A 13,446-nucleotide genomic window follows, 5' to 3' on the forward strand; every position below is an offset into this window, starting at 1 on the left:
TTTATTTAAAACATTTAAGTTCACATGATTTATGTTAAAAGGAATAATTAAATATTTTGTGCAGAATAAACTAATAGCATTTACTATGTTGTTGGTTTTGTTGTTGTGGGGGTTAATGACAGTTCCTTTTAAAAATGATAATTTTTTTTTAGGATCATATCCTGTTTCTGTAGACGCGATTCCTAACCTGGGAGATAATCAGCAAATTGTGTTTACTGAATGGGAAGGGCAGTCTCCACAGGATATAGAAGATCAAATTACTTACCCTCTAACTTCAAATCTATTAGGACTACCTGGAGTAAAATCTGTTCGAAGTTCGTCTATGTTTGGTTTTTCCACAATATACTTAATTTTTGATGATGATACGGACTTTTATTGGGCTAGAAATAGGGTGTTAGAGAAGATTAGTAGTTTGCCTATTAACACATTGCCACAGGGTGTTGCTCCAAAATTGGGTCCAGATGCCAACGCGCTAGGTCAGCTTTTTTGGTATACTATTGAAGGTAGGGACAAAAATGGTAAAATCACAGGAGGATGGGATTTACATGAGCTTAGAAAAGTACAAGATTTTTATGTCAAGAATATATTGGCATCTGCAGAAAACGTAGCTGAGGTTGCGTCAATTGGGGGGCATATTCAAGAGTATCAAATAGAAGTAAAACCTCAATTAATGAGGCAATATAAAATATCATTAAATGATGTAATTGAGGCTGTTAAAGAAACGAATAAAAATATTGGCGCAAAAACCATTGAAATTAATAGCGCTGAATACATTATTAGAGGCTTAGGACTAGTCGATAAAATCGATGATTTAGAAAAGACAATAGTTGTTACAAATGATTTTGCGCCTATAAAAATTAAAGATTTAGCTATAGTAACCTTGGGTCCAAAGGATCGAAAAGGAATTTTGGATAAAGAAGGAGCTGAAGTTGTTGGTGGTGTTGTTGTTGGTAGAAATGGATCAAATCCTCAAAAAGTAATTAAGTCCATTAAATTAAAAATAAAAGAATTAAGCGAGGGAATGCCTTCAAAGCGGTTGAGTGATGGGTCAGTTTCTAAATTGACCATTGTGCCATTTTATGATAGAACTGAGCTTATAGAAAGTACGCTTGGAACTTTAAGCACGGCGCTATATCTTGAAATATTAATTGCAGCGCTAGTTATTCTTATTTTGTTACGTAGGCTCAGGGTGTCTATTATAATTTCTGCATTATTGCCAATGGCAGTACTTACAGTGTTCATTGCAATGAAATTATTTAAAGTTGATGCTAATATCGTAGCGCTATCTGGTATTGCAATCGCAATAGGTACAATGGTTGATATGGGAATTATTCTGACTGAAAATATAATTCTTAAATTAGATCAAAGTAATGGGGATAAGTCAATTGATGAATTAGTTGTTGAAGGAGCAAGTGAGGTTACTAGTGCAATACTTACAGCAGGTTTGACAACAATTTTAAGTTTTATACCAGTTTTTATTTTAACAGGCGAAGAGGGCAGAATGTTTACCCCACTTGCATTTACAAAAACTGCAGCTTTATTGTCGGCAATGCTTTTATCATTGTTGGTCATACCTCCGGCAATTGCTAAATGGTACAGGTTAGGTACAAATAATTTTAAAATAAAAGATATTGGTTCTTATTTATTAGCCTTTGTTGGTTTTGTGTTAGTGTTATTTAAGTTCTGGGCTGGTTTAGTCTTAATTGGTTTTTTTGTACTGACGTTGTTGAAGAAAATCAATGTACTAAAAGGTAAAGACTTTGGGTCAATCTTGAATATATATCTCGTTATATCAATTGTATTGATTTTGACTCATTACTGGAATCCCTTGGGAGTTGATAATAACTATTTTTTCAACCTACTGTTTGTTGTAATTGTAGCAGGCTCGGTTTTGGCGATACTCTATTTATTTTATGTGTTTTATGATAGAATTTTACTTTGGGCAATGGCCAATAAGTTTAAGTTCTTTTGTATTCCCATGGTTTTACTGACTTTAGGGATACTTATATATATATCTATCGGAAAAGAGTTTATGCCTAAATTAAATGAGGGTTCGTTTTTATTAATGCCTACGACTACAGCTCATTCTGGTATTTCTGAAAATAAAAAACTATTACGACAATTAGACATGGCTGTTGCCTCTATACCGGAAATTGAGACGGTCATTGGTAAAGCTGGTCGTGTTAATTCTGCTTTAGATCCGGCACCACTATCAATGTTCGAAAATTTAATTAGTTATAAAACAGAATTTATATTAGATGAAAATGGAAAACCAATGTCTTTTAAAATTTCGGATAACGGTGAGTTCTATACAAAGGATGGGCGGGTAGTTTCTGCAGGGTCAGGGGTTTCAAAAGATGAATTGATTACTGATGTCAATGGGGAGTATTATAGAAACTGGCGTAAACATATTAACAGTCCAGATGATATCTGGAATGAAATAATAGCTGTTACAAATATCCCTGGGGTTACTTCCGCACCAAAATTACAACCTATTGAAACAAGGTTAATAATGTTGCAAACAGGGATGCGTTCACCAATGGGAATTAAAATATTTGGCACTAATTTAGAGTCTATTGAAAGGTTTGGCTCTGATTTAGAAAAGGAGATAAAACAAATAGATCAAGTAAATACAACATCCGTATTTTCTAATAGAATTGTTGCAAAACCGTATATAAATGTTGTTTTAGATAGAGATAAGGCAGCAAGATATGGTCTTTCTGTAAATGAACTACAAGAGATTTTAGAGACGGCTATTGGAGGTAAGTTGTTAACGGAAGTTATTGAAGAAAGAGAAAGGTTTGATGTAATTATTAGATATCCAAAAGAATTAAGGGCAGAACCTCAAGACTTAAAAAACATAGTTATACAATTACCCAAGGGTGGTTCAGTTCCGTTTTCTGAAATGGTCAATATAAAGTATGCAAAGGGGCCTCAAGTAATTAAAAGTGAGGACGGGTTTTTGACAGGTTATGTATTGTTCGATAAGAATGAAGGTTTTGCTGAGATAACAGTGGTCGAAGAGGTGAAAAAAATCTTAGAAGCAAAAGTGAAAAATGGAGAGTTGATGGTACCCGAAGGTATCAGATACAGGTTTGAAGGAAATTATGAAAATAATCAACATGCGGAGAAATCATTAGCGGTGATAATTCCTTTAATTCTAATCGCAATATTGTTTGTGTTATATTTTCAATTTAAGTCCCTAACTGTTTCATTTATAATATTTTCAGGGGTATTAGTTGCTTTTGCAGGAGGTTTTATAATGATTTGGTTGTATAATCAACATTGGTTTTTAAATTTTAGTTTTTTAGGTAATGAATTGCGAAATGTTTTTAATGTTCAAACTGTAAATTTAAGTATTGCCGTTTGGGTTGGTTTTATAGCTTTATTCGGAATAGCAACAGATGATGGTGTGCTAATTGCTACTTATTTAAAAAATAGTTTTAATGATAAACAGCCAGATTCCATTAAGGAAATAAGAATGGCAGTATTAAGTGCCGGAAATAAGAGAATTCGCCCTTGTTTAATGACAACCGCTACAACTTTATTGGCATTATTGCCAGTGCTTACAGCAAAAGGACATGGTAAGGACATATTGATACCTATGGCGATACCAGGTTTTGGGGGAATGTTAGTTGCGTTAATTACCTTGCTGGTAGTGCCGGTTTTATATTGTTTTTGGCAAGAATTAAAATTAAAACAACGAAATTTAACATATGAAAAGCTCTAATAAGTATATGAAATATGTAGGCTATTTGGCAGTGTTGTTTTTCGGTCTATTAATGGGTTTTTTGCTTTTTGATGAATCAGATCATGTTGATGGTAATAGTGAAAAAGTATCTTATACATGTTCTATGCACCCAGATGTCATAGTGAATGAAGAAGGAAAGTGCCCTGTTTGTGGAATGGATTTGGTAAAAAAGGTTGGGGAGGAAAATTCGGTAAATGACTATCGTATTAGAATGAGTAATCGAGCACTTGCTTTAGCGGATATTCAAACAAGCATTGTGAGTTTTGGTGAAGTTAGTGATCAATTGACTTTATCTGGTGAAATTTCATTGAATAGAGAGTCAAGTGCAACTCAAGTTACTTTATTTGATGGTCGTATAGACGAGTTGAAAATAAATATTATAGGTCAGTATGTTAATAAAGGACAAGAAATAGGTACTATATATAGTCCAGAGTTATACTTAGCTCAAGATAAATTATTAACATCGGCTTCATATAAAGAATCGCATGAAAAATTATTTTCCGCAGCACGAAACACGTTAGGTCTTTGGAAGTTAACAGACAAACAAATCGGTAAATTATTAGAAACGGGGAAACCTATTAAAAATTTCCCTCTAAGGGCCGATGTTTCTGGAACCGTTGTGGAGATTATTGCTACAGAAGGTAATTATTTTAAACAAGGAGACCCATTGTTTAAGGTAGCTGAACTGTCTACGGTTTGGGCGGAATTTCAAGCTTACGAAAATCAACTGTCAAAGTTGAAAGAGGGTCAGGAAATTGAAATAAGTGCAAATGCATTGGGTGTTGATCCTGTGGTTGCAAAAATATCTTTTATTGAACCAATTATGGATAGAAATAAAAGAATAGTTTCAGTAATAGCGGCTATTCCAAATAAGGAAAAAATATGGAAACCTGGTATGTTCATTTCAGGTAAAGTGAACATTGAAATTGCTGATAAACGGTTGTTGATATTGCCTAAAAGTGCTGTTCTGTGGACGGGTGAGCAGTCTGTGGTCTATAAAAAAATTGATGGAGATAAACCTGAATTTGAAATGCTTAATATCTCGTTGGGAGAGTCTGTAGGGGGTAATTACGTGGTTTTGAATGGTTTGCAGGAAGGGGATGAAATTGTTACGAATGGCACTTTTGTTATAGATGCAGCAGCTCAATTGCAAGGCAAGAGATCTATGATGTATTCTAGTGGAACATTATCAAGTTCAAACGGGTCGTCTAAAGATATTCCTATTGAATTATCCCAAGAACAAAATTTGATTTTAAAAGAAGCTTTAAATATTTATTTTGACTTAAAGAACCATTTTGTGAAATCTAACACTGATAGTTGTAAAGTGCTATCTAAAGAACTTGGCAATATTTTAGTTTCTTTAAAAAAAACAGATTTAGAAGGCGGTTTTAAAAAAAATACCAGCAATGCAATATCCTCTTTAGAGCTAATTGCAGAGGGAGAAAGTTTGGATAAAAATCGTTTGGAGTTTAAAAAATTGTCAATGTCGTTTGTATATTTTTCTTCTTATATAAAAGACTATCAAAATACTATTTATATACAGCATTGTCCAATGGCAGATAATAATAAGGGTGCAGATTGGCTCAGCTTAAATAAAGCCATTAAAAATCCATATTTTGGGGATAAAATGTTACACTGTGGGAGTGTAATCAAAGTTGTAGAGTAAAGACTATAAGCATTCTAACACACGTTCTAGGGCCATGCCTCTAGATCCCTTAATTAAAATAGTGGATTTTTCTGGTAAATCATATTTATCCAAATAAGTTTTTAACGCATTGAAATTAGTTAAGTTGATTGCGTTAGAATCGGTTAATTGAAAATTTTCCCCAACTAGGATTACTTCTTCAAAATTTAAGCTAGAAGCAAGATTTGCAATAATTTGATGTTCTTCACGAGATGAATTTCCTAACTCGAACATATCTCCCAAAATTAAAATTTTATTCGGCTTTTCTAATGTATGGAAATTTTCAAGTGCCACTTTCATACTTGAGGGATTGGCATTATAAGCATCTAAAATAATATAGTGTCCCTTGGTGTTTATAATTTGCGACCTGTTGTTATCTGGTATATATTTTTCAATAGCATATTTTATTTTGGGTAGTTCTATATTAAAATATTTGCCAATAATGATCGCAGCGCAACAGTTAGTGAAATTATATGTGCCAATAAGGTTACTGTTTATTTCAACATCTTCTACCTTTAGGTTTACAAATGGTTGTGCGTTGATAAGTTCAATATTGAAATACTTTGCTTGTGTAGTGCTGAAGCCATATTTCTTGGTGAAACCTTTTAGTTTTTCTAATTGAATGGGGTCGTCTGCATTTAGAAATACGGACTTATTACTGCTAATTAAATAATCATATAGTTCACTTTTCCCTTTTATAACTCCTTCTACGCCACCAAAACCTTCTAAATGTGCTTTTCCAAAGTTGGTTATATAACCAAAATCAGGTTCGGCAATTTCACAAAGAAATTCAATTTCATTAAGGTGGTTGGCACCCATTTCAACTATGGCAATTTCTGTATCAGGTTTAATGGTCAGTAGTGTTAAAGGTACTCCAATATGATTGTTTAGATTACCTTTTGTGGCTATTGTTCTGTATGAAGTGCTTAAAACAGCGTTTATTAATTCTTTTGTAGTTGTTTTTCCATTACTGCCGGTTAAACTAATTACCTGTGCTTTACACTTTTTTCTATGGTAGTTAGCTAGGTCCTGCAATGTTTTAAGAACATTATCAACTAGAATTGTTTTGTTATTTGAAACATATTTTTCTTCATCAATCACCACATAACTGGCTCCGCTATCAAGAGCCTTTTGTGTATAAGTATTGCCGTTGAAATTCTCTCCTTTCAGAGCAAAGAAAATGTCATTTTCCTTAATCTTTCGAGTGTCTGTACTAATTGAAGGGTTTGCTAAAAAGATAGCATGTAAGTCGTGAATTTTCATAAAATCGAAGATAAAAAAAAGCCCTTTAAGAAAAGGGCTTTTTTAATTCGTTAGATAAAAATTATTTTGCTTTTTTACCTCTTACTGTTTTGTTTTTTGTTTTTGATTTAGAACCAACTCTAGACATTGCACATCTAAATCCTATATAGTCCGTAGCCATATATTGTGGTAAATATCTTCTTTGTGCTGGGTCTAACCAGTATGCTCTATCTCTCCAAGATCCACCTTTGTAAACTCTTACTTCATCATTGATCAAAGTAGTTCTGTTGTTAGATGAGTCATAACCTTTTATAAGGTTGCCTAAAGAATCTCTTTCAACTGAATGCTTAGGAGAGTTGTACATTTTTTTCTTGGAATCCTCTTCGTCTCCATCGTTGAATCTATCATAGAATCTTGAAGAACCTGGATCTCCATCTCTATATCCTCTGTTGTCACTTGATGAGAAATTAGTTCTTAAGTATGTTTCTTCTTCATCTACGGGAACCATTTTAATTTCTCCCGGTAAATTTACGGCAACTACTTTTCCGTTAGGTAATGTATCGTAGACGATTGAATCTCTTAAAATATTTACTTTACCATCTTCGCCAATGGCTGTTTTCATGTAAATATTACCTCTGTAGTAGTTAAAGTCACTTACCTCATCATCAACTATTGGTCTATATACATCCGCTACCCACTCGGCAACGTTACCGGCCATATCGTATAAACCTAAATCATTAGGCTTGTAAGACATTACTTCGGCAGTAATATCTGCTCCGTCATCGGACCAACCTGCAATTCCGCCGTAATCACCTTTTGCTTGCTTAAAGTTGGCTAATTGATCACCACGACCTACACGTTGTCCGTTTCTAGTGTAATCGCCTTCCCAAGGATATTTTTTTCTACCTCTGTAATTGTTGTATTCTCTTTGTCCAACTTGTGCTTGCGCTGCATATTCCCATTCTGTTTCAGTTGGTAATCTATATTCGGGCATAATGATACCGCTGCTTCTCTTGGCAAAAGTTGAAACGCTATCCTTTTTCTTTTTACCTTGTAATGAATCAATTTGTCCATTATATACAGATTCGGGTCTATTTAAATAGGCCTCAGTGCTAAAAGTGCCTTGTACTTCACCTGTAGCTGCTTGATATTTGGCATCTTCAGATAAGTAACCTTCTCTTTCTAGCATAACTTCGTTTACACGATCTGTTCTCCATTCGGCAAATTGTGTTGCTTGAATCCAGTTTACACCAACTACAGGGTATTCTGCATATGCAGGGTGTCTTAAGTAGTTGTTGGTCATGGTTTCATTAAAACCTAATCTATTTCTCCATACCAATGTATCTGGTAATGCACCTACGTAGATATTTGTGTATTTAGGGTTTTCTGGTGGATATACGCTTTTTAAATAGTCAAGGTATTCCAAATACATTACGTTGGTTACCTCTGTCTCGTCCATATAAAAAGACTGTACATGTTGTGAAGTCGGAGTATTGTTCCAATCATGCATAACGTCATCTTGAACCTTACCTTTGGTAAACGTTCCACCTTCAACGAATACTAATCCAGGAGCGGTTTCTTGCTCTTTAAAATCGGTATTGTATTGAAAACCACCTTCCTTGGCATTTATTTTCCAACCTGTAGCTCTAGAGGTGTTTTTAGAAGAAGATGAAGATTTTGAACAGCTACTAGCTGTTAAGCCTCCTACTATAACCGTGCACGAGAGTACAACTTTTACTAAATGTTTTTTCATAATTAGGACTTGAGTTCAATTGTCATATTAAATAGTAGTTTGGTTCCTATTTCAATATGATACTGTAATTTCTTTTAATTTGTTTGTCACTTTCGCTCAATAGAACGGTGTTTTAATAAGATTATTTTATAATTAAAAATAATTTTGAAAATCTCAAAAATAACCGTTTGTAAAATTGGGCTTACTTTAAAGGTTAAACGGTTAAATCAGTTAAATAGTATGAATATGTTTATTTCTTTTGAAATCTAAATTAACTATTTAAAACCCCTTTGAATTATGTGTATAAAGAATGCGAATAATGTTTAAAAGTAATTTCTTACAAAAAAACTTAGGCTTGATGCAAGATTAAGTGAAAATCAACGTTTACAATTGAAATAATAAGCAAATATATTTTAATGGTATATTTCATTTTTTTTATTAATTAATGATTTCATTCTGATGAGAAAAATCTCAATAGTTTTCTTTGTTTTGGTTGTCGGTAAAATATTTGCACAAGACGACCAACGTGTAATTACAACGGCGGTGCCATTTCTGACAATAGCTGCTGATGCTAGGTCTGCTGGTATGGGTGATATGGGTGTGGCAACATCTACAGATGCTTTTTCTCAACAATGGAACCCTGCTAAATTTGCATTTGCTGAGCGTAAGATGGGCATTGGTGTGAGTTATACACCATATTTGGAAAGTATTATCACGGATATTTCTTTGCTAAATGCTAGTTTTTATAACAAAATTAACGAACAAAGCGCATTTGCGGTCAGTTTGCGATATTTTACTTTAGGTGAAATTGAGTTAAGACAGTTTGCCAATGATCCAGGTACTATTGCGAAACCGAATGAATTGGCATTGGATGGGTCATACTCATTAAAGTTAAGTCCTACTTTTTCAATGGCAGTTGGTGGACGATATATAAGGTCTAATTTGAAATTACCACAGAACGGTAGTGAAGATTCACAAGCCGCAGGTTCATTTGCGGTAGATGTAGCCGGTTATTACAGGTCCAGAGAAATAGCCTATAATAATTTTGACGGTAGATGGAGAGGTGGCTTCAATCTTTCTAATATCGGTGGTAAAATTCAATATGATGAAGGTGGACAGGAAAACTTCTTGCCAAGTAAATTAAGTGTTGGTGGTGGTTTTGATTTCATTTTAGATCAAGATAATGTAATAGGTATTACTACGGAGTTTACTAAATTGCTGGTGCCAACACCTCAAGATTTCGATGGTGATGGTGATGTTGATGCGGCAGATAACGATATCTATCAAAATGAAAGTGGTTTCAGTGGAATATTTAATTCTTTTACAGATGCACCAGATGGTTTTAGTGAAGAGCTAAAGGAGTTTACTTGGGCATTAGGTGCTGAATACGTTTATCAGGATGCCTTTATGATTAGAACCGGTTACTTCAACGAGAGTGAGGAAAAAGGATCAAGAAAGTTCTTTACGTTGGGTGCAGGGTTCAAGTTTAAGGCAGCTCAAGTAGATCTTTCTTATTTGTTTTCAACGTCTCAGGTGCGTAATCCACTAGAGAACACACTACGTTTTTCTCTTACTTTTAATTTAGGGGAAGAGTATTATAATGATTAAAGTTCAAAAAGTTTAATAATAGAAAAAACCTGCTAATTTGCAGGTTTTTTTATGCGACATTCTCTCAGGTACAATTAATATATGTAGATTGAAAATAAAAAAATATGATCAACCATAAGAAGATAAGCTTTGATATCACTATATATGATTCATTTGATGAATTAAAGGCTGAAGACCAAAGTTTAATGACCGCAGCTTTACAGGCAAGACAACGGGCTTATGCACCATACTCTAGTTTTAATGTAGGTGCTTCTATTTTATTGGATAATGGGGAGATTGTTGAAGGTAACAATCAAGAAAATGCCTCTTACCCATCAGGTTTATGTGCGGAAAGGGTGGCTATATTTTATGCAGGAGCCAATTATCCTGGTGTAAAAATAAAAGCAATAGCCATTACTGCAGCATCTTTAAATCATGAAGTTAATGAGCCGGCAGCCCCATGTGGTAATTGTAGGCAGGCAATATCTGAATACGAATTTAAACAGGGCGAGCCTATTAAAATACTGATGATGGGTGAGACAGGTAGTGTCATTGAATGTAGTTCTTTGGCAGATTTATTACCGTTAGGGTTCAATAATACATTTCTCAATTAAAATGACATTATAAATATACACGTTATGAGCTTTATTTGTTAAGCTTGTAATTTCTTAATGGATTTGCTTCTTTAATTTTTATCGATTCATTTATATGTGTATTTTTGCTGTTCTTGGATACCTAGGTTGTACTGCCTCTGTTATCAATAAAGAAATTTAAACCTTTAGTTAAAATTGATGGAAAAAATCACCAAGGAAACGTATTTGAAATGGTATGAGGACATGCTGTTTTGGAGGAAATTTGAGGATAAATTGGCTGCTGTATACATTCAGCAGAAGGTAAGAGGGTTTTTGCATTTGTATAATGGGCAAGAGGCAGTTTTGGCTGGTGCACTACATGCAATGGATTTAACCAAAGACCGAATGATAACTGCGTATAGAAACCATGTTCAGCCAATTGGTATGGGTGTTGACCCTAAAAAAGTTATGGCAGAGCTATATGGTAAAGTGACCGGTACTTCAAAAGGTATGGGTGGTTCTATGCATATTTTTTCAAAAGAACATCGTTTTCATGGTGGACATGGTATCGTTGGGGGGCAAATTCCATTAGGTGCAGGTATGGCTTTTGGTGATAAGTACGCTGGAAGAGATAACGTAACCCTTTGTTATATGGGTGATGGTGCTGTAAGACAAGGTTCGTTACATGAAACTTTTAATTTAGCAATGTTATGGCAATTACCCGTTGTTTTTATTTGTGAAAATAATGGCTACGCTATGGGTACTTCAGTGGCAAGAACATCGTTCTCTACCGAAATTTGGAAATTAGGTTTAGGTTATGAAATGCCTTGTGGACCTGTTGATGGTATGAACCCGGTAACGGTTGCTCAAGAAATGAGTAAGGCGATCGAAAGAGCACGTAGTGGTGGTGGACCAACTTTTCTTGAAATGAAAACATATAGATATAGAGGTCATTCTATGTCAGATGCACAACATTACAGAACCAAAGATGAGGTTGAAGAGTATAAAAAAATAGATCCAATTACTCAGGTGTTGGATATTATTAAGGAAAATAAATATGCGACCGACGCTGAAATTAAGGATATTGACAAAAAAGTGAAATCCTTGGTTAAGGAATGTGAGAAGTTCGCGGAAGAATCAGATTATCCACCAGTAAACCAATTATATGATATGGTTTACGAACAAGAGGATTTTCCATTTGTTCAACATAAAATATAATTAAATGGCAGTAGTAGTAAATATGCCCCGTTTGAGCGATACCATGGAAGAAGGTACCGTTGCAAAGTGGTTAAAAAGCGTTGGAGATAAAATAGAGGAAGGAGATATATTAGCCGAAATTGAAACTGATAAGGCAACAATGGAATTCGAGTCCTTCAATGAAGGTACTCTTTTGCATATCGGTATTCAAGAAGGAGATACAGCTCCGGTAGATAGCCTTTTAGCAATTATTGGGGATGAAGGTGAAGATATTTCTTCCTTGGTAAGTGGAGGAGGTGAGTCCTCTGAAGAATCATCAAGTGAGGAGTCGTCATCGGATGAGGCTTCTTCAAGTGATGAAGAAACTTCAGGAGGTGCTGAAATTCCAGAAGGGGTTGAGATTGTTAAAATGCCTCGATTGAGTGATACCATGGAAGAGGGTACCGTTGCTAGCTGGTTGAAGAAAGTAGGTGATGATGTTGAAGAAGGTGATATTCTTGCTGAAATTGAAACGGATAAGGCTACAATGGAATTTGAGTCTTTCTATAATGGTAAGTTATTGTATATAGGGATACAAGAAGGTGAATCTTCACCGGTAGATGCTGTTTTGGCAATAATTGGACCTGAAGGCACAGATGTTGACGCTGTATTAAATAGTAAAACCGGTGGAAGCAAAAAAAGTGCTCCTGCTCAATATGAAAAAGAGGAAAAATCTTCAGGCACATCAGAGAAGAAAGATGAGGTTAAACCTGCATCTGACGGAGCTCGGATTTTTGCATCTCCATTAGCCAAAAAGATAGCTGCTGATAAAGGAATTGATTTGTCAACTGTTTCCGGATCAGGAGATAATGGTAGAATAATAAAGAAAGATGTGGAGAATTATACTCCAAGTACATCTGCTGCTCCAGCGGCTACTGCCGGAGCTAAAGCTGAAAATGCAATTTCATCACAACCTGTATCAATGGCATTGCCTTCAGGAGAGGAAGGAACTGAAGAGGTTAAGAATTCTAACATGCGTAAGGCTATAGCTAAAGCATTAGGTAATTCAAAATTCAACGCTCCTCACTTCTATCTTACGATTGAGGTTGATATGGATAACGCTAAGGCATCAAGGGCGCAGATCAATAGTCTACCTGATACTAAAGTGTCGTTTAATGATATGGTTTTGAAAGCCTGTGCAATGGCGCTGAAAAAGCATCCACAAGTAAACACGTCATGGAACGGAGATACTACAAAGTATCATAGGCATATACATATGGGTGTTGCTGTAGCGGTTGATGAAGGTTTGGTTGTACCAGTAGTGAAGCATGCTGATTTGCTGGGCTTAACTCAAATAGGTAGTGCTGTTAAGGATTTGGCCGGTAAAGCTAGAAATAAGAAAATTGCACCTTCTGAAATGGAAGGAAGTACATTTACGGTTTCTAATCTAGGTATGTTCGGTATTCTTGAATTTACAAGTATTATCAATCAGCCAAATTCAGCTATTTTATCCGTAGGTGCTATAGTTGAAAAGCCAGTAGTGAAAAATGGAGCAATAGTGGTAGGTAATACAATGAAGTTGACACTAGCTTGCGATCATAGAACGGTTGATGGTGCAGTTGGTGCTCAGTTTTTACAGACTTTGAAGTACTTTGTGGAAAACCCGGTTACTATGTTGGCATAGATAATTAATTTTATAAAT

Annotated in this window: 8 protein-coding genes; 6 read left to right on the top strand and 2 right to left on the bottom strand. The window is 34.9% G+C overall.

All coding sequences use genetic code 11. The features are described from left to right. The first annotated feature begins 31 nt into the window (after positions 1-31). Positions 32-3,730: an efflux RND transporter permease subunit gene (locus B2Z27_RS12620; RefSeq protein WP_286813918.1), complete on the top strand. Its 3,699-nt coding sequence runs from the start codon at positions 32-34 to the stop codon at positions 3,728-3,730. After that, a complete protein-coding gene (locus B2Z27_RS12625; RefSeq protein ID WP_286813920.1) occupies positions 3,717-5,417 on the top strand; it encodes an efflux RND transporter periplasmic adaptor subunit in 1,701 nt (566 codons plus the stop codon). Before B2Z27_RS12620 ends, B2Z27_RS12625 begins: the two co-directional genes overlap by 14 nt. Before the next feature lie 3 nt (positions 5,418-5,420). Here B2Z27_RS12625 and B2Z27_RS12630 read toward each other — a convergent pair whose 3' ends face one another. After that, on the bottom strand, positions 5,421-6,698 hold the full coding sequence (locus B2Z27_RS12630; protein ID WP_286813921.1) for a UDP-N-acetylmuramoyl-tripeptide--D-alanyl-D-alanine ligase: 1,278 nt from the start codon (positions 6,696-6,698) through the stop codon (positions 5,421-5,423). Between the two features lie 61 nt (positions 6,699-6,759). Further along, complete coding sequence (gene gldJ / locus B2Z27_RS12635) at positions 6,760-8,430, bottom strand: gliding motility lipoprotein GldJ (protein ID WP_058105270.1); 1,671 nt, start codon at positions 8,428-8,430, stop codon at positions 6,760-6,762. 438 nt (positions 8,431-8,868) lie between these two features. Between gldJ and porV the strand changes: the two genes are divergently transcribed. The 4 genes from porV to B2Z27_RS12655 all read left to right on the top strand — a co-directional run bounded on the left by porV (position 8,869) and on the right by B2Z27_RS12655 (position 13,428). After that, positions 8,869-10,017 carry a type IX secretion system outer membrane channel protein PorV gene (porV, locus tag B2Z27_RS12640; protein ID WP_286813922.1) on the top strand — a complete coding sequence of 383 codons (1,149 nt, stop codon included), beginning with the start codon at positions 8,869-8,871 and terminating at the stop codon, positions 10,015-10,017. A 107-nt stretch (positions 10,018-10,124) separates the two neighbouring features. After that, a complete protein-coding gene (gene cdd / locus B2Z27_RS12645; protein WP_286813975.1) occupies positions 10,125-10,610 on the top strand; it encodes a cytidine deaminase in 486 nt (161 codons plus the stop codon). Positions 10,611-10,787: 177 nt separating this feature from the next. Beyond that, on the top strand, positions 10,788-11,786 hold the full coding sequence (gene pdhA / locus B2Z27_RS12650) for a pyruvate dehydrogenase (acetyl-transferring) E1 component subunit alpha (protein WP_071340220.1): 999 nt from the start codon (positions 10,788-10,790) through the stop codon (positions 11,784-11,786). A gap of 4 nt (positions 11,787-11,790) precedes the next feature. Further along, positions 11,791-13,428 carry a pyruvate dehydrogenase complex dihydrolipoamide acetyltransferase gene (locus tag B2Z27_RS12655; RefSeq protein ID WP_286813923.1) on the top strand — a complete coding sequence of 546 codons (1,638 nt, stop codon included), beginning with the start codon at positions 11,791-11,793 and terminating at the stop codon, positions 13,426-13,428. Positions 13,429-13,446 lie beyond the last annotated feature (18 nt).

This window comes from Maribacter sp. UBA3344, from assembly GCF_002362375.1.
Taxonomy (GTDB): Bacteria; Bacteroidota; Bacteroidia; order Flavobacteriales; family Flavobacteriaceae; genus Maribacter; species Maribacter dokdonensis.